Here is a 16748-nt window from a genome sequence, read left to right as displayed (position 1 = left end):
TTCGGGGTCACACCGAATAATACATATCGTATTCGACCGGATGCGGCGTCATTTCGAAGCGCATCACCTCGGCCATCTTGAGCTCGATATAACTGTCGATCTGGTCGTCGTCGAAGACGCCGCCGGCCTTCAGGAAGCCGCGGTCCTTGTCGAGGCTCTGCAGGGCTTCGCGCAGCGACCCGCAGACGGTCGGGATCTTCTTCAATTCCTTCGGCGGCAGGTCGTAGAGATCCTTGTCCATCGGCTGTCCCGGGTGGATCTTGTTCTTGATGCCGTCGAGGCCGGCCATCAGCATGGCGGCAAAGGCGAGATAGGGGTTGGCACCAGGATCGGGGAAGCGGACCTCGACGCGCTTGGATTTCGGCGACGAGCCGAACGGAATGCGGCACGAGGCCGAGCGGTTGCGTGCCGAATAGGCGAGCAGCACCGGCGCTTCATAGCCCGGCACCAGGCGCTTGTAGGAATTGGTCAGCGGGTTGGTGAAGGCGTTGATCGCCTTCGCATGCTTGATGATGCCACCGATGTAGAACAGGCAGCTCTCGGACAGGCCGGCATATTCGTTGCCGGCGAAAGTCGGCTTGCCTTCCTTCCAGATTGACTGGTGGACATGCATGCCCGAGCCATTGTCGCCGAACACCGGCTTCGGCATGAAAGTGGCCGTCTTCCCATAGGCGTTGGCGACCTGGTGCACGACATATTTGTAGATCAGCATCTTGTCTGCGTTGCGGACCAGCGTGTCGAACTTGATGCCGAGCTCGTGCTGCGCGGCGGCCACTTCGTGATGGTGCTTTTCAACGCGCACGCCCATTTCCGCGAGCACGGTGAGCATTTCCGAACGCATGTCTTGTGCCGAATCGATCGGCGGCACCGGGAAATAGCCGCCCTTGATGCGCGGCCGGTGACCGAGATTGCCGGTCTCATAGTCGGTGTCGTCATTGGACGGCAGTTCAGTGGAATCCAGCCTGAAGCCGGTGTTGTAGGGATCGGCCTTGTACTTGACGTCGTCGAACACGAAGAACTCGGCTTCAGGACCGACGAAGATCTGGTCGCCGATGCCTTCCGCCTTCATGTAGGCCTCGGCCTTCTTGGCGGTGCCGCGGGGGTCGCGGTTGTAGGATTCTCCCGAGATCGGATCGAGAATGTCGCACAGGATGACCATGGTCGACTGGGCGAAGAACGGGTCCATATGCACCGTATCTGCATCGGGCATCAGCACCATGTCGGACTCGTTGATCGCCTTCCAGCCGGCGATCGAGGAACCGTCGAACATGACGCCATCGGCAAACATGTCTTCCTCGACCTCGACGACATCCATCGTTACGTGCTGCAGTTTGCCCTTCGGATCGGTGAAGCGCAGATCAACGAACTTCACGTCGTTGTCTTTGATCTGCTTCATGATGTCTTTGGCTGTCGTCATGTCCCTGCTTCCCTATGTGATGACGTTTGAACGTGGCCTTTTAACGGGAAAATTCAGACGGCGTCCATGCCGGTTTCGCCGGTGCGGATGCGCACCACTTCCTCGATGTTCGAGACGAAGATCTTGCCGTCGCCGATACGGCCGGTCTGGGCCGCCTTGCGGATAGCTTCGATCGCGGCTTCGACCGCATCGTCGCCGAGCACGACCTCGATTTTCACCTTTGGCAGGAAGTCGACGACATATTCGGCGCCGCGATAAAGCTCGGTGTGGCCCTTCTGGCGGCCAAAGCCCTTGGCTTCGGTCACGGTGATGCCTTGCAGCCCGGCCTCCTGAAGCGCTTCTTTCACTTCGTCTAGCTTGAACGGCTTGATGATCGCTTCGATCTTTTTCATGTAAAAAGTGGCCTCCACTGCCAAAAAAGACGGGTTGTGAGCCCCGCTTGCGCCTCAATCAGGCACGAACTGTGCCAATTGATGGAGCGCCGAGCAGCCTCACATGATTTGGATACCATGCCGCGCAGGAATGTACATTCGCATCATTCGCTGCGTCGGATGTGCCATGAACGCCGCGAGCCTACACACCGCCGGTCCTGCCGTCCGCACAAAAATTGGGCAGATCGGATATTTCGTGAGCAGCTGCGCGCCGTCGTCCCGAACGAGGTGCGCCGCCAAATTTGCTTGGGGACCTTCGTTGTTTGCGTCGGATCAAAAACTGGACAATGCTTGGAGAAATGATGTGCATGTCGCCTGATATTTCATGAGCAACGAACTTTTGTCTCCCTCCGAAATGGCCGAGGCCGACCGGCTGGCGATTGCCGCCGGTCCATTCGACGGTATTGGCCTGATGCGCAATGCCGGCGCCGCGGTTGCCGCCGTAGTGCTCAAGCGCTACCCGGCGGCGACACGCGTCCACGTGCTTTGCGGCCCCGGTAACAATGGCGGCGACGGCTATGTCGTGGCCCGCATCCTTCGGGAGAGCGCCGTCGATGTCTCTGTGTGGGCGTCCGGATCGCCCAAAGGCGGCCGTGATGCGGCACTCGCTGCCTCGGAATGCCCGGTTGAAGCTCGGCCGCTGTCGGATTTCGTTGCCGAGATGGGCTCCGTCGTGGTTGACGCGCTCTATGGGGCGGGGCTGTCCAAGCCGCTGTCCGGCGACGCCGCCAAGGTGATCGACATTGCGGCCGAATTGAACTTGCCGGTTGTGGCGGTCGACCTGCCGTCGGGCGTTTCAGGCGAGAGCGGCAATGTGTTAGGAAAGGCCTTCCGGGCCCGGACCACGGTGACCTTCGCGCGAAAAAAGCCAGGCCATCTGCTGTTGCCGGGGCGCGAGCTGTGCGGCGACATCGAGCTCGCCGATATCGGCATAGACAACAGCATCGTTGCGCAGCTTCAACCGCGAACATTCGAGAACATTCCGGCGCTCTGGCTTGACCGCCTTCCGGTTCCGGCGGTCGACGCCCATAAATACAAGCGCGGCCATGTTGGCGTCTTTTCCGGCGGACCGTCGGCGACGGGTGCTGCGCGGCTGTCGGCGCTTGCCGCGGCCCGGAGCGGGGCAGGGGCCGTCACCTTGCTGTCGCCGGCGAACGCCATCCAGGTGAACGCGGCGCATCTGACCTCGGTCATGCTGCACAAGATAGACACTATCGCGGATGTGGACGAATTCGTCGGCAACCGCCGCCCATCGGCCTTCGTGCTTGGCCCGGGATTTGGCATCGGGGAGAAAACGCGCGATTTTGCCCTGGTCGTACTCGGCAACGCCCATGGGCAGGGCAGCGGGATCGACGGGCTGGTGCTCGACGCCGACGGCATCACCTCGTTTCGCGACGCGCCGGATGCCCTGTTCGAAGCCGCCCGTCGACCGAAAACGCCGGCTCTGGTGATGACGCCGCATGAGGGCGAGTTCGCCAAGCTTTTTCCCGATGTCGCCGGGAACCACGATTTGTCCAAGCTCGCCAAGGCCCGCGCCGCCGCTAAGCGTGCCAGTGCTATTCTCGTCTACAAGGGCGCCGACACAGTGATCGCGGCCCCCAATGGCCGGGCAGCGATCAACAGCAATGGTGCCTCATGGCTGGCTACCGCCGGTTCGGGCGATGTGCTGTCGGGCATCATCGCCGGGTTGCTGGCTCAGGGCATGCCAGCCTTCGAAGCGGCCTGTGCGGCAGTCTGGATCCATGCCGAGACCGGCAGCCGTTTCGGACCGGGACTGATCGCCGAGGACCTGCCGCTGGCGCTGGTGGCGGTGCTGCGCGAGCTCGTTGAAAGCCGCGGGATGGCTGCCGAATGAACCGCCTGACTGCGCTGCTCGTTGCGATCATTAGTGCCATGTCCATGGTACAGGCCGCGAACGCCGAAACTCCGCTAACCATCGTCGACGACCCGGCCGTTCTCGCCGAGCTTGACGGCAAGGGCTATGGTTTCGCCGGCATTTTCGGCGTCGATGGCAAGGGCGATTTGAAGACTCTCTACGACAAGGCGCCGGCCTATCATGCGATCGTCGAAACGATTGCAAGCGACGTCGCAGCATTGCGGGCCGAGATGAAGGCCGGCGGCCGGCCGCTTTACGAGGTGACCGACGGCAATGTCGGCCGTGTCATGGACATGCGCTGGCTGAGGACCGATGCCGCGCGCTTCCGTCTCGTTGGCATAGTCAACCGGCTCGATCGGCGCGACTTCGCCGCGCTGCAAGGCGACACGAGTTGCGGCGAAGTGCGCTTCATCTATCGCCTCGCCTACAGCTTCAAGAAGAACGGCAAGGTTTTGGCCTCGCGCCTACCGTTCAATTTCAGTGCCATCTACAATGTCGCGCCGGATGCCGATGGCGGTTGTGTCGGCGTCGCCGGACGCTGGGCGCCACAACTCGACGAGAGCGTCGATGCCGGCTGGCTGATCGGCGGGCCGCTGGAAAGAGCGGCACTCACCTTCAAGCAGCTCGAGCTCAATGCGCAAGTGGTCCGCTTCCCCTCCGGCCAGGAGACCGAATTCGGCGGACAGGCCGCCTATCTCATGCGCATTTTCGGCATCGACGGCGGGGCTGTCAGTGAAAAGCCGCTGGAAAACACGCCCGACACGGCACGTCTCGCCGACGACGCTGCGCTGAAAGCAAGACTTGCCGACTATGTCCGCACCAATGTCGCGGCAATCGACCTCGGCGTCTACCAAATCCCCGATAAGTTCTTGGCAAAGAAGGTAGTCTCGTGGTCGACTTTCGGCAGCGCAAGGCAGGCCAACCACCCGTTCACGCCACTGTTCCAGCCCGCGGATTTCGCCGGGCTCGATTATTCCAAGCGGAAGCTGGTGCGCACGTCAGAGGCATTGGTCGAGCGGCTGGACAATGGCACCTGCCAGGGCTGCCATCAGGCGGGTTCGACCGCCGGGTTCCACTTTATCGGCCTGGATGACAAGACGACCTCGCCGCTCAACCGCATCGAGGTCGGTATCTCACCGCATCTCCACGCCGACATCCCGCGCCGCGTCGCCTGGCTGCACGCGACTGCGAGGGGTAAGGAACCGAACCGCTTCCGCCCGCTGTCCTTCGCGCCGCCGGCGACATGGAACGAGGCCGGCGAAATTGCCTATTCGCCGGCCGAAATCGCGATGCCGTGCTTCATGCCAGAAGATGCAGCCCGCTTCGGCGCGACTTGGCAATGCGGCGGCGGCACCGTCTGCACGCCGCTAGCGACCGCGTCCGGCGTGCGCACCAAGCTGGCGCAATGTCTGTTGCCCAAGGACAGCGAAAACATATTCTCCGGCCATCCGTGCCTGACCGGCTCGATCACCAGCAACCCGGCGCAACCTTTCAATGACCGCTATATCATCACCGGCCAGTTCGCGGCGTTCGCGCCAGGCATTTCGCGTACCGGCTACACCTGCCGACCGCCGAAGATCGGCGTGCCGGCGGGTATCGCCTATCGCGGCTGCGACGATCGGGATCGCAGCTTTGCCGCCTTCAAACCGGGCAAGCCGATGCCGAACGAGATTTGCGGATTGGTCGGCGGCAAAAAATTCGACACCTGCGTGGCGACCAATAATTTCGACCAGTGCCTGGGCGGCGCTGTCAATCGCGGTAATCGTCCCGCTTGCTCGGCCGACCATTTCTGTCGCGAGGATTACATGTGCCAGTCGCTGCCGCCCGATACGCCGGGCATCGGCAAGGTGAAAGGCATCGGCTTCTGCTCGCCGACCTATTTCATCTTCCAGATGCGCATCGACAATCACGTCACGCCGTGGTCGGGCGCTGTCAGCGCGACGATGGGAGCCGGGTTCGGAGCGGCGGAAGCGGAATAGGCCGACGACTCTGACATTGGCCGCAGTAGCTCCAGGCGGACAGCTATCGATCGAGGTCGTCGGCGATGTTCGATGTCCATTCACCGTCGAAATGCCGGACGCGTTCGGCGACGATCGTATCGCTCAGCAGGCTCGACAAGGCGGAAACCAGATCAGGCGCGACATCAGCGCCTCACAGCGGTATATTGTCGTGTTTCTTCCACGGGTTCTGCATGTCCTTGTTGCGCAGCATCCTGAGTGCGCGGGCGATGCGCCGGCGGGTCGAATGCGGCATGATCACCTCGTCGACATAGCCGCGCTCGGCGGCAACGAAGGGCGACAGGAAGCGATCCTCGTAAGCCTTTGTATGCGCAGCGATTTTCTCCGCATCGCCGATGTCCTTGCGGTAGATGATCTCGACCGCGCCCCTGGCGCCCATGACGGCAATCTGCGCCGTTGGCCAGGCATAGTTCATGTCGCCGCGCAAATGCTTTGACGCCATAACGTCATAGGCGCCGCCATAGGCCTTTCTGGTGATGACGGTGATCTTTGGGACGGTCGCTTCGGCATAGGCGAACAGAAGCTTGGCCCCATGTTTGATCAGCCCGCCATACTCCTGCGCGGTGCCGGGCAGGAAGCCCGGAACGTCCACGAAGGTGACGATCGGGATCGAGAAGCAGTCGCAGAAGCGTACGAAGCGCGCCGCCTTGCGGCTGGCGTCGGCATCGAGCACGCCGGCCAGCACCATCGGCTGGTTGGCGACGAAGCCGACGGTGCGGCCCTCGACACGGCCGAGGCCGGTGACGATGTTTTTCGCAAAATTCTGCTGGATTTCGAAGAAGTCACTCTCGTCGGCAACTTTAAGGATCAACTCCTTGATGTCGTAGGGTTTGTTGGCATTGTCGGGGATCAGCCTGTCGAGCGACAGATCGTGATCGGTGACCGACTGGTGGCATTCGATCTCGGGAATTTCCGCCGTGTTGGAGGCGGGCAGCAGATCGACCAGCCGGCGCATCTGCAACAGCGCCTCGACGTCATTGTCGTAGGCTCCGTCGGCGATCGAGGACTTCGTCGTGTGGATGGAAGCGCCGCCGAGGCTTTCGGCGGTGACTGTCTCGTTGGTGACGGTCTTCACCACATCCGGCCCGGTGACGAACATGTAGGAGGTGCCGCGGACCATGAAGATGAAGTCGGTCATCGCAGGCGAATAGACGTCGCCGCCTGCGCAAGGGCCCATGATCAGCGAAATCTGTGGGATGACCCCGGAGGCCAAAACATTGCGCTGGAAGATCTCGGCGTAGCCGCCGAGCGCCGCCACGCCTTCCTGGATGCGGGCGCCGCCGGCGTCGTAAATGCCGATGATCGGCGCGCGGTTGCGCAATGCCATCTCCTGCACCTTGACCACCTTTTCGGCATGTGCCTCGGACAGCGAGCCGCCGAACACGGTGAAATCCTTGGCGAAAAGATAGACCGGGCGACCGTTGATGGTGCCCCAGCCGGTAACGACGCCATCGCCGGCGATCTTGGTTTTCTCCATGCCGAAATCGGTCGAGCGGTGCTCGACGAACATGTCGAACTCCTCGAACGAGCCTTCGTCGAGGAAGACGTCGATGCGCTCACGGGCGGTGAGCTTGCCCTTCTTGTGCTGGGCCTCGATGCGGGCTCGGCCGCCGCCCATGCGGGCGATCTCGCGGCGCCGCTCCAGTTCTTTCAGCACGTCCTTCATGACCGGTCCCCAAAACGGAAAGCTGGATTGTGGTAGTCGTGGCAGCAAGTGAGCGCAAGCGCCGCTTCGCCATGGCTTTTGCTGCGCTGCAGCATCCGACCCCTTGCATTCCGAAGCGAACTGGGCCATATGCGGCGGTATAGGCGCTTGGGCTGGGACACTCCGGCCTTCTCGACGAATGAGACTGGTTGCGTCTGTTTTCCCTCTTCCCGACATATCGGCAAGGTGGCGAAAAAGCCCCGTGGCATGAAGCCTGCGGGCACGACAGCGCAGCCGCGTGGACGATAACGTCCGCCCGCCTTGTCGTTTCATGACAATTTTCGACGGCAGGTTGCGCCCTGCCGCCATCGATGTTTGCGGCCAGAAGCCGCATGAAAGAAGAATATTTTGACCAATGAAAACACTTTGACCGGTGAGAACACTGGGGAACTGACCGGTTTCGCCGCACTTGGAATTAGCGGTGCACTGCTCAAGGCCACCCATGGCGCCGGCTTTACCGATCCCAAGCCGATTCAGGCGCAGGCCATCCCGCCGCAGCTCGAAGGCCGCGACATTTTCGGCATCGCCCAGACCGGCTCGGGCAAGACCGCGGCGTTCGCACTGCCGATCCTGTCGAAGATCATCGCGCTTGGCACCAAGCGCCGGCCGAAGACGGCTCGCGCACTGATCCTGGCGCCGACGCGCGAGCTCGCCGTACAGATCGAGGACACCATCAAGATTCTCGCCAAGGGCGCACATGTCTCGACCGCGCTGGTGCTTGGCGGCGTCTCGCGTTTCAGCCAGGTCAAGAAGGTTGCACCCGGCGTCGACATCCTGATCGCCACGCCTGGCCGGCTGACCGATCTGGTGCGTGAGGGCGACCTCGTACTTGCCGACACCAAATGGCTGGTGCTCGACGAAGGCGACCGCATGCTCGACATGGGCTTCATCAACGACGTCAAGCGCATCGCCAGGGCAACGGCGCCGGACCGTCAGACGGTGCTGTTCTCGGCGACTATGCCGGCCGAAATCGCCGAGCTGGCGAAAGGCTTGCTGAAGAACCCGATCCGCGTCGAAGTCGCCCCCCACAGCACTGCGGCCGCGGAGATCGTGCAGGGCGTCGTCTTTGCCCGCACCAAGCAGAAGCGCCAGGTGCTGTCGACGATGCTCGCCGACGACGCGATGAAGTCCGTTATCATCTTTTCGCGCACCAAGCATGGCGCCGACAGGGTGACCAAGGACCTCGAGCGCGACGGCTTCAAGGCCGCCGTTATCCACGGCAACAAGTCGCAGAATGCCCGCCAGAAGGCGCTCAACGATTTCCGCGAAGGCTCGGTGCGAATTCTCGTGGCGACCGACATTGCAGCACGCGGCATCGATGTGCCCGGCATTAGCCATGTGGTGAATTTCGACCTGCCGGACGAGGCGGAGAGCTATGTCCACCGCATCGGCCGCACCGGCCGTAACGGCATGGATGGCATCGCCATCACGCTTTGCGACCCTTCGGAAAACGCCAAGCTGCGCCAGGTCGAGCATATCATCCGCACCAAGCTGCCGATCGTTGCCGATCATCTCGGCAGCCCCGATCCGCAGCGCAATCCGGCCGAGAAGAACGAGCGCAGCTTCGAGCCGGCCAACGATCGCAACGACCACAACGGCCGTCGCGACGGCAGGCGTCCCGGCGGCGCCAACAACGGCTTCGCCAAGAAGCGTTTCGGCGGCGACAAGCCGGCCTTTGCGGGCGACCGCAAGCCGGAAGGCGCCAAGCCCTTCAAGGGCAACAACAAGCGCCGCTTCGGCGCCAAGCGGCCGGCTGCGCGGGCGGCATAACCTGACCGTTTTGCGTCCGGCCAAGCCTGGCTTGGTTACTCACGATTGAAAAGGGCGACCGGAGTGATGCTTCGGTCGCCCTTTGCTTGAGGCCTCTGGTTTACTTCACCACCGCCTCGACCCACACGACAGTCCGCTGCGCGAGGGAAGGCGTGGTCAATGGCGCGAGCGCGTCGCCGGCAATGACGTGGCGCCCCAGCGACCCGCAAACACGATCCGTCGCCGCGTCACCGATCCTATTCGACCGGTGGCTTGCGGTCGAAATTCAGCGGCCGCGCATCCCAGCGGGTGACCGTGCTGATCACCCATCGGCAGAACGGCCTCGGCAGCATCCTGAGCAGCTTCAGCGTCCAGCTCAGGCGGCGTGGGAAAGTGACTTCGAAGCCGCCGCATTCGATGCCTTGCGCGATACGGCGCGAGGCCAGGTTGACCGGCATCAAGCCCGGCATCGGCAGGACGTTCTTCTCAGTCAGCCGCGTGTCGACAAAGCCCGGATTAATCACCTGGATGCGGACGTTCATCTTGTCGAAATCATATTTCAGCGACTCGGCCAGGATATTGACCGCCGCGTTGGTGCCGCCATAGGCGGCGGTAGTGGGCCAGCCGAAATAGGCGGTGACCGAACCGATCAGCACGACATGGCCGCGCGAGCGCACGCGCATGCGTTCGATGACCGGCACCAGGCCATTGATGATGCCGAAATAATTGACTTCGAAAGACCAACGGAAATTGCGCGCGACAAGATCCTCGCCGGGCGTTGCGATATAGCTTCCCGCGTTGAACACTGCCAACACGATCGGACCGAGATTTTTCTCGATCGCTGCAACCGTCTCTGCCATGCGTTTTTCGTCGGTCACGTCGCAAGGAAAGGCTGCGACACGCCCCGACATCTGCGCCGTTTCGACGATGAGCGTATCGATCGGCTGGTCATCGGGCGCAGTCACCGCGATGACATAGCCCTGAGCGGCAAGATCCTTGGCCAGCGAACGGCCGATACCGCTGCTGCCGCCCGTAATCCAGGCGACGCCATGCTTCGGATTGGCCCGATAGAGTGTCATGCTGCGCCCCGCCGGCCCTTCTTAACCTGTGCTCTACCGGTGAAGAAATCGAATGAAAAGAGTGCTTTTCGGTACATCGTTGAAATGAATACCGGCTGGGCGCCCCTGGGTGCAGGAATTGCAGTGTGCGAATGCGACTGGACCAGGCAAATTCTTGCCTTGAAACCGAAGCTTCGGGTTTCTAGGGTTTCGCCGCACCCACAAAGGAATCTCCATGCCCCGTTCTGTGATCGACGTGATCGGCAACACGCCCCTGATCCGCCTCAACAAGGCCTCGGAAGCAACCGGCTGCGAGATCCTGGGCAAGGCCGAATTCATGAATCCCGGGCAGTCGGTCAAGGACCGCGCCGGCCTGTTTATCATCCGCGATGCGGAGCAGCGCGGGTTGCTGCGGCCCGGCGGCGTCATCGTCGAGGGGACGGCCGGAAATACCGGCATCGGCTTGACACTGGTTGCCAAGGCGCTCGGCTACCGCACGGTGATCGTCATTCCCGACACCCAGAGCCAGGAGAAGAAGGATACAATCAAACTGCTCGGCGCCGAGCTGATCGAAGTGCCCGCCGTGCCTTACAAGAACCCGAACAACTACGTGAAGCTGTCGGGCCGGCTGGCCGAGCAGATGGCGAAGACCGAGCCGAACGGCGCGATCTGGGCCAACCAGTTCGACAATGTCGCCAACCGTGACGGCCATATCCGCACCACGGCCGAAGAAATCTGGAACCAGACCGACGGCAAGGTGGATGGTTTCGTGTCGGCGGTCGGTTCCGGCGGCACTCTGGCAGGCGTCGGTTTCGGGCTGAAGGCCAAAAACAACCAGGTCAAGATCGCGCTGGCCGATCCGCTGGGGGCAGCGCTCTATTCCTTCTACACCAGCGGCGAGCTGAAATCCGAGGGCAGTTCGATCACCGAAGGCATCGGGCAGGGGCGGATCACCGCCAACCTCCAAGGCTTTACACCCGATTTTGCCTTCCAGATCCCCGACGAGGACGCGCTGCCGATCATATTCGACCTGATCCAGGAGGAGGGGCTTTGCGTTGGCGGTTCGACGGGCATCAACATTGCCGGCGCCGTTCGCCTGGCGCGCGAGCTAGGCCCCGGCCACACCATCGTGACCATGCTTTGCGACTACGGCACGCGCTACCAGTCGAAGCTGTTCAATCCTGAATTCCTGCGCGAAAAGAAGCTGACGGTGCCGGGGTGGATGGAGCAACAGAGCACGATTTCGGTACCGTTCGAAAGGGTTGCGTGATGGCGCACAAGACCGAAGCGCTGTTTCGTGACGACGCCTATTTGGGGACGGCCGACGCCACCGTCGTCGCAGTCAACGATCGCGGCGGCATCATTCTGGACCGGACGGTGTTTTACGCCACATCGGGCGGACAGCCGGGCGACACCGGCAGCCTCGAACGTGCCGACGGCACCGGCATAGCGATTGCCGCTACGATCACCGGCGAAACCAAGGACGAGATCATCCATGTGCCGGCGCTGGAGCAGGCAGTTCCAAAGGTGGGCGAGCGCATGCGGCTCGCCATCGACTGGCCGCGGCGGCAGTTGCTGATGCGCATGCATTCTGCCTGCCACTTGCTTACCGTCGTCTGCCCGTTCCCGATCACCGGCGCCGCGGTTTCCGAGGACGACAGCCGTATCGATTTCGACATCCCGGACGCCGGCTTTACTAAGGAAGACGTGACGGCCAGACTGATGGAGCTGGTGCGGGCCGACCACCCGATCTTCACCCGGCTCATTTCCGACGAGGAACTGGCATCCAATCCGGGCCTGGTGAAATCCAAGAATGTGCGCCCTCCGGCTGGCACGGGAAAGATCCGATTGGTCTGCATCGGCGAGAACGCCTCGATCGACAGCCAGCCTTGCGGCGGCACCCATGTAAAGAGCACCGGCGAAATCGGCGAGATCCATATCGGCAAGATCGAGAAGAAGGGCCGCGAGAACCGGCGCTTCCGCATTCGCTTTGGTCCTATGCCGCCAGCCTGATATAGGACTGCGACAGGCGGGACAGGAGAGAAAAGATGGCCGACGACAGTCCTTTCACCATCGATGCCGATTGGTTGCAGAAGCGGCTCGGCAAGCCCGGCCTGACGATTGTCGACGCGTCCTGGTATCTGCCGGCACAAAAGCGCGACGCGCGCGCCGAGTATGGCGCAGCGCATATTCCAGGCGCCCGCTTCCTTGACCAGGATGCGGTTTCGGACCCCGACGCGGCTCTGCCGCACACGCTGCCGTCGCCGCAGCATTTCGCGCAATATGTCGGCGCGATGGGTATTTCGGCCGATGACACGATTGTTGTCTATGACGGGCCAGGGTTCTTTTCTGCACCGCGCGTCTGGTGGTTGTTTCGCGTCATGGGCGTATTCCAGGTCTATGTTCTCGACGGCGGCTTCGACCGTTGGAAAGCCGCCGGACGGCCGGTGACGGCGGAGCCGACGAAGATCGCCCCTTGCGTGTTTTATGCCAACTTTGATGCCGCCCGCGTCGCCAGCCTTGCCGACATGCGCCGGATCGTCGAGACGGGGGAGAGCCAGATCGCCGACGCGCGCTCGCCTGGCCGTTTTGCCGGCACCGAGCCGGAGCCGCGCCCCGGCATCCGCTCCGGTCATATGCCGGGCGCGCACAACGTGCCGTTTTCGGCGCTTTCGGAAAACGGCGAATTGTTGCCAAAGGACAGGCTACGCAACGTGATCGAAGGAGCGGGCATCGACCTGTCGAAGCCGGTCGTCACCTCCTGCGGCTCGGGCGTCACCGCGGCAGCCATCACGCTAGCTTTGGAGACGCTTGGCCATACCGACAACAGGCTTTATGACGGTTCGTGGACCGAATGGGGCGGGCTTTCCGACACGCCCGTCGTGACGGGCAAGGACTGACGGGAATGGAAGACGGATCGCTGGAAGACATCGACGTCACCGTGACGTTTCTCGAAATGCATGTGCCGCCTGCCTATTCGCCCCCTCTGCCGTACAACCGCCAGATCGCGCTGCTCAAGACCAAAGACATTCCGCTGCATTTCTACCGCTATTTGATGGATCGGGTCGGCCGCAAATGGCACTGGGTCAATGTGCTGAGGCTGAGCGACGAGGAGCTTGCGGCGGGCATTCACCGCGAGGACCGCGACATCAGGGTGCTTTATCTGGATGGTGCGCCGGCCGGCTTCTTCGACCTCAAACCGCATTTGCCGGAGGAAGTGGAACTCGCTTATTTCGGAATGATGGAGCACGCGACCGGGCAAGGCATCGGCCGCTGGTTCCTCGGTGCGGCAATCGCCGCGGCGTGGTCGCACGGGCCAAGGCGGGTAACCGTGCAAACCTGTACCCTCGATCACCCGGCAGCACTGCCGCTCTATCAAAAACTAGGCTTTACGCCAGTGGCGCAAAAAAAAGAGGTCGTACATCCGATGTCTTTCGCCGAGCGCGCGGCCAGCGTCATGCGGCCGTGATTTCAGGCCCGTTCATCCAGGCTTCAGCTTGTCGTTGCCACGCCCAGGGTCTGGATCAACACTCAAAGGTGTGTCCGACTTGTATGAGCCTGGCACTTTCCATATCGCTGTCGTCTAAAAACCGATGGTGATGGAGGATCGCACGATGACAATACGGGTGGTAATGGCCGGCGCGACGGGCTGGGTCGGCAAGGCGCTGGTTCCGGCGATCGGGGCGCAAGGCGACATGGCGCTGGCCGGGGCCGTGTCACGTAGCGGCGCTGGGCAGGATTCCGGTCTGCTGGTTGGCATGCCGGCTAATGGTATTGTCGTTTCGGCTTCGCTGGCCGAGGCGCTGGAGGCGCCGTCGGACGTACTGGTCGACTTCACCAAGCCGCATGTCGTGAAAGACCATGTGCTGCTCGCCATCGACAAGGGACGGCACGCTGTGATCGGCACATCGGGACTGGGTGCTGCCGACTATGCCGACATCGATGCCGCGGCGCGCGCCAACGGCGTCGGCGTCGTTGCCGCCGGCAACTTTTCCATCACCGCGACGCTGATGAAGCGGTTTGCACTTATGGCGGCAAAATACGTGCCGGATGTCGAGGTCATCGATTATGCCAGTGCAAAGAAGCCCGACGCGCCCTCCGGTACCGCACGGGAGCTTGCTGAGGCGCTGGCCGACATCCGCAAGGCCTCAACGGCAAAGCCGGTCTCCGAGGTCTCTGGCGTGCCGGCTACACGCGGGGGTGCGGTCGGCGCAGGCGAGGGGGTGCAAGTGCACGCGCTTCGCCTGCCGTCCTACATCCTGTCCTGCGAGGCGCTGTTCGGCCTGCCAGACGAGCGGCTGACCATCCGCCACGACGCCGGCTCGTCCGCGGCACCCTATGTGGCGGGCACGCTGCTCGCCATCAGACGGGTACAGCAGATCAAGGGTCTGGTTCGCGGTCTCGACGCGCTGATGGACTGATCCATTTCGGCAGGAATCGGGTGGGAAGCTCTGTCTTGCGAGCATAATTTCCGGTCAACGACACCGGAGATTTTGCCATGATGATAAGATTCAAGGCCTTGCCAACCGACGCGGTCCGGGCACTTCAGCGCGGCGGGGCGGATGCTTATGGCCTGAAGCCAGAGCGGCAGATTTCGGACGGCGACGGCGTGCCTTGCCGTCATTGCTTGAAGAATGTTGCTGCGGGGGAACCCTATCTTGTTCTGGCCTATCGGCCTTTTTCGGAGCTGCAGCCTTATGCCGAAACCGGGCCGATCTTTCTGCATGCGGAAGAATGCGAACGCGCTGCCGAGGTTGAGTTGCTTCCCGAAATGCTCGAAAGCAGCGATTACATCGTGCGCGGTTATTGCAAGGACGACCGTATTGTTTACGGTAGCGGCGGCGTCATTCCGACCGACGCCATTGCCGCACGGGCAGAGACGTTGTTCAGACGCGACGACATTGACTACGTCCACATCCGCTCGGCCCGCAACAATTGCTATCAGTGCCGGATCGACCGCGCGTAACCGAACAGGCTGCACCGGCTTGGGCCTGTCGCACTCCCGTCGCATACAAGCGGTAGAAAGAGACTGTCGATCGATTTGCCGACCGCGGATGAACCGGCGGAAATCTCGATAACCGAGGAAGCGGGGCTTTGGCTCCGCTTTTTTGTGCCTGCATTGTTCGCAAAACAAAAAACCCGCCGGGATTAGCCGGCGGGCTTGAACGATTTGCCTGGAGGGCCTTAGTTGAACTTATACTTCGCACCGATACGGACGGTGTGGAAAGAAGGAGTGGTGGTGAGGACATCGCTCGGCCCTCCAAACTCCTCCAGAATATCCTTCTCGGCAAACTGCGAATAACGATATTCGAGACCGACAGTTACGTTGTTGGTCACGGCCGCTTCCAAACCACCACCGACCGAGAAGCCGCTCGAGCCCCAATCGATGATGTCGCCGATGGGTGAAGATGCGTTCAGATCGAAATGCTGCCAGCTGTAACCGCCAAGCACATAGGCGAGGGTTGATTCGTTGACCTTCAAACCGACCCGGCCCAGCACATCGAAACCATAGTCGGTGTCCAGATTAATGGACCCGCCGGGCACTTCCAGCTCCGAGGTCATGCCGGAGTAGCGAGCATCAACCATAACGCCGGCAACCCAGCTGCCGAAGTCATGATCGTAGCCGGCGTTCAATTCGCCAAACACGCCTTCGCCGCCGATACCGTTGAACTCCAGGTCGCCAAGCGGCGGAACATTGATCTGATGCACCGACGCACCCGCGCCGCCCGCACCGCCGATATAGAAGCCGGTCCAGTTGTAGGTAGGTGCCTCAAAGGAAGAGACACCGCCATTCTGGGCGCCAAAACGATAATTGGCTGCTACCTGGAACGTGTGACGCGATGTATCGAGGTTGATTGCGCCATCCGGTACACCGAACTCGGAAAGGACATCATCGTTGGTGCTGAATTGCGTAAAACGATATTCGGTTTTGATGGTCCAGTTGCTGTTGATGGCCGTCTCGACGCCGGCTCCGACGAAGTAGCCGCTCTGGTCCCAGTCGAAGTCAAAACCTGCGCTCGTGTCAAATTTGTATTTCTGCCATGAATAGCCACCAAGGACATAGCCCAAAGTGTTTGGCGTGAAGAGGTAGCCTGCCCGCAAGCCAGCGTCGAAACCATAGGTCTCTTTGACCGATGCGTCGAATCCAGCAACGTCGAGGGAGGTTTCGATGTTGCCGGCATGAGCGTCCAGAAGTCCGCCGATCAGGAACCGCGGCGCCACCATATAGTCATACCCAACGGTGAGTTCACCGTACAGGCCTTCGCCACCAATACCGTTGAACGACACCCCAGGAATGAAGTCGCTGCTCAACTCGTGGACGTTCGCCCCGGCGCCAACGCCAAAGCCGACGTAGATGCCACTCCAGTTGAAGCCCGCCGTCTCCACGACCGGTTCGACCACGTCGGCGGCATGAGAGACCGACCCAAGCGCCAGAACAGAAACTGCGCCGAGAAGAAGAGATTTCGTGAATTTTCTGCTGATCATTACCCTGC

The 16748-nt window shown here is 61.7% G+C and carries 14 protein-coding genes; 9 read left to right on the top strand and 5 right to left on the bottom strand.

What is annotated here, in order from left to right:
• Positions 1 to 7: 7 nt before the first annotated feature.
• The gene (gene glnA, locus NKI63_RS13020) at positions 8 to 1417 is read right to left on the bottom strand and encodes a type I glutamate--ammonia ligase (RefSeq protein ID WP_254817166.1); all 1410 of its coding nucleotides are present in this window, start codon (positions 1415 to 1417) and stop codon (positions 8 to 10) included.
• A gap of 53 nt (positions 1418 to 1470) precedes the next feature.
• Positions 1471 to 1809, bottom strand: coding sequence for a P-II family nitrogen regulator (locus tag NKI63_RS13015; RefSeq protein WP_019857988.1), 339 nt, complete (start codon positions 1807 to 1809; stop codon positions 1471 to 1473).
• Between the two features lie 364 nt (positions 1810 to 2173).
• On the opposite strand from NKI63_RS13015, the gene NKI63_RS13010 reads away from it, so the two are divergent.
• Together NKI63_RS13010 and NKI63_RS13005 are read left to right on the top strand one after the other, a co-directional pair.
• Positions 2174 to 3703: an NAD(P)H-hydrate dehydratase gene (locus tag NKI63_RS13010; RefSeq protein ID WP_352751738.1), complete on the top strand. Its 1530-nt coding sequence runs from the start codon at positions 2174 to 2176 to the stop codon at positions 3701 to 3703.
• On the top strand, positions 3700 to 5703 hold the full coding sequence (locus NKI63_RS13005) for a hypothetical protein (RefSeq protein ID WP_352751736.1): 2004 nt from the start codon (positions 3700 to 3702) through the stop codon (positions 5701 to 5703). Before NKI63_RS13010 ends, NKI63_RS13005 begins: the two co-directional genes overlap by 4 nt.
• A 172-nt stretch (positions 5704 to 5875) precedes the next feature.
• Here NKI63_RS13005 and NKI63_RS13000 read toward each other — a convergent pair whose 3' ends face one another.
• Positions 5876 to 7408, bottom strand: coding sequence for an acyl-CoA carboxylase subunit beta (locus NKI63_RS13000; protein WP_352751734.1), 1533 nt, complete (start codon positions 7406 to 7408; stop codon positions 5876 to 5878).
• 387 nt (positions 7409 to 7795) lie between these two features.
• Here NKI63_RS13000 and NKI63_RS12995 point away from each other — a divergent pair, with 387 nt between their 5' ends.
• Positions 7796 to 9217, top strand: a complete 1422-nt coding sequence (locus NKI63_RS12995) for a DEAD/DEAH box helicase (protein WP_352751732.1) — start codon at positions 7796 to 7798, stop codon at positions 9215 to 9217.
• Between the two features lie 236 nt (positions 9218 to 9453).
• On the opposite strand, the gene NKI63_RS12990 is transcribed toward NKI63_RS12995, so the two are convergent.
• Positions 9454 to 10275 carry an SDR family NAD(P)-dependent oxidoreductase gene (locus NKI63_RS12990; protein WP_352751730.1) on the bottom strand — a complete coding sequence of 274 codons (822 nt, stop codon included), beginning with the start codon at positions 10273 to 10275 and terminating at the stop codon, positions 9454 to 9456.
• A 214-nt stretch (positions 10276 to 10489) separates the two neighbouring features.
• Between NKI63_RS12990 and NKI63_RS12985 the strand changes: the two genes are divergently transcribed.
• The 6 genes from NKI63_RS12985 to NKI63_RS12960 all read left to right on the top strand — a co-directional run bounded on the left by NKI63_RS12985 (position 10490) and on the right by NKI63_RS12960 (position 15220).
• Positions 10490 to 11524: a cysteine synthase A gene (locus NKI63_RS12985; protein WP_352751728.1), complete on the top strand. Its 1035-nt coding sequence runs from the start codon at positions 10490 to 10492 to the stop codon at positions 11522 to 11524.
• On the top strand, positions 11524 to 12267 hold the full coding sequence (locus tag NKI63_RS12980; RefSeq protein WP_254817175.1) for an alanyl-tRNA editing protein: 744 nt from the start codon (positions 11524 to 11526) through the stop codon (positions 12265 to 12267). Before NKI63_RS12985 ends, NKI63_RS12980 begins: the two co-directional genes overlap by 1 nt.
• Before the next feature lie 35 nt (positions 12268 to 12302).
• On the top strand, positions 12303 to 13154 hold the full coding sequence (gene sseA / locus NKI63_RS12975) for a 3-mercaptopyruvate sulfurtransferase (protein ID WP_352751726.1): 852 nt from the start codon (positions 12303 to 12305) through the stop codon (positions 13152 to 13154).
• Positions 13155 to 13159: 5 nt separating this feature from the next.
• Positions 13160 to 13723, top strand: a complete 564-nt coding sequence (locus NKI63_RS12970) for a GNAT family N-acetyltransferase (protein WP_292655364.1) — start codon at positions 13160 to 13162, stop codon at positions 13721 to 13723.
• A 145-nt stretch (positions 13724 to 13868) separates the two neighbouring features.
• Complete coding sequence (dapB, locus tag NKI63_RS12965) at positions 13869 to 14675, top strand: 4-hydroxy-tetrahydrodipicolinate reductase (RefSeq protein WP_254817178.1); 807 nt, start codon at positions 13869 to 13871, stop codon at positions 14673 to 14675.
• A 77-nt stretch (positions 14676 to 14752) separates the two neighbouring features.
• Positions 14753 to 15220, top strand: a complete 468-nt coding sequence (locus NKI63_RS12960; protein ID WP_352751724.1) for a DUF1203 domain-containing protein — start codon at positions 14753 to 14755, stop codon at positions 15218 to 15220.
• Positions 15221 to 15438: 218 nt separating this feature from the next.
• Here the strand turns inward: NKI63_RS12960 and NKI63_RS12955 are convergent, their stop codons facing one another.
• Positions 15439 to 16740 carry an outer membrane protein gene (locus NKI63_RS12955; protein ID WP_352478814.1) on the bottom strand — a complete coding sequence of 434 codons (1302 nt, stop codon included), beginning with the start codon at positions 16738 to 16740 and terminating at the stop codon, positions 15439 to 15441.
• Positions 16741 to 16748 lie beyond the last annotated feature (8 nt).

Source organism: Mesorhizobium sp. M0410, from assembly GCF_040321435.1.
In the GTDB taxonomy this organism is placed as follows: domain Bacteria; phylum Pseudomonadota; class Alphaproteobacteria; order Rhizobiales; family Rhizobiaceae; genus Mesorhizobium.
The sequence above is the reverse complement of the archived record's forward strand: the minus strand, read 5'-3'. Positions and strand labels throughout refer to the sequence as shown.

Excerpts from the sequence above, each read along its gene's own strand:
- NKI63_RS13005 (WP_352751736.1), top strand. The coding sequence starts at position 3,700 with ATGAACCGCCTGACTGCGCTGCTCGTTGCGATCATTAGTGCCATGTCC.
- dapB (WP_254817178.1), top strand. The coding sequence starts at position 13,869 with ATGACAATACGGGTGGTAATGGCCGGCGCGACGGGCTGGGTCGGCAAG.
- NKI63_RS12970 (WP_292655364.1), top strand. The coding sequence starts at position 13,160 with ATGGAAGACGGATCGCTGGAAGACATCGACGTCACCGTGACGTTTCTC.
- NKI63_RS12955 (WP_352478814.1), bottom strand. The coding sequence starts at position 16,740 with ATGATCAGCAGAAAATTCACGAAATCTCTTCTTCTCGGCGCAGTTTCT.
- NKI63_RS12990 (WP_352751730.1), bottom strand. The coding sequence starts at position 10,275 with ATGACACTCTATCGGGCCAATCCGAAGCATGGCGTCGCCTGGATTACG.
- NKI63_RS12960 (WP_352751724.1), top strand. The coding sequence starts at position 14,753 with ATGATGATAAGATTCAAGGCCTTGCCAACCGACGCGGTCCGGGCACTT.
- NKI63_RS13015 (WP_019857988.1), bottom strand. The coding sequence starts at position 1,809 with ATGAAAAAGATCGAAGCGATCATCAAGCCGTTCAAGCTAGACGAAGTG.
- NKI63_RS12980 (WP_254817175.1), top strand. The coding sequence starts at position 11,524 with ATGGCGCACAAGACCGAAGCGCTGTTTCGTGACGACGCCTATTTGGGG.
- NKI63_RS13000 (WP_352751734.1), bottom strand. The coding sequence starts at position 7,408 with ATGAAGGACGTGCTGAAAGAACTGGAGCGGCGCCGCGAGATCGCCCGC.
- NKI63_RS12985 (WP_352751728.1), top strand. The coding sequence starts at position 10,490 with ATGCCCCGTTCTGTGATCGACGTGATCGGCAACACGCCCCTGATCCGC.
- NKI63_RS13010 (WP_352751738.1), top strand. The coding sequence starts at position 2,174 with ATGAGCAACGAACTTTTGTCTCCCTCCGAAATGGCCGAGGCCGACCGG.
- sseA (WP_352751726.1), top strand. The coding sequence starts at position 12,303 with ATGGCCGACGACAGTCCTTTCACCATCGATGCCGATTGGTTGCAGAAG.
- glnA (WP_254817166.1), bottom strand. The coding sequence starts at position 1,417 with ATGACGACAGCCAAAGACATCATGAAGCAGATCAAAGACAACGACGTG.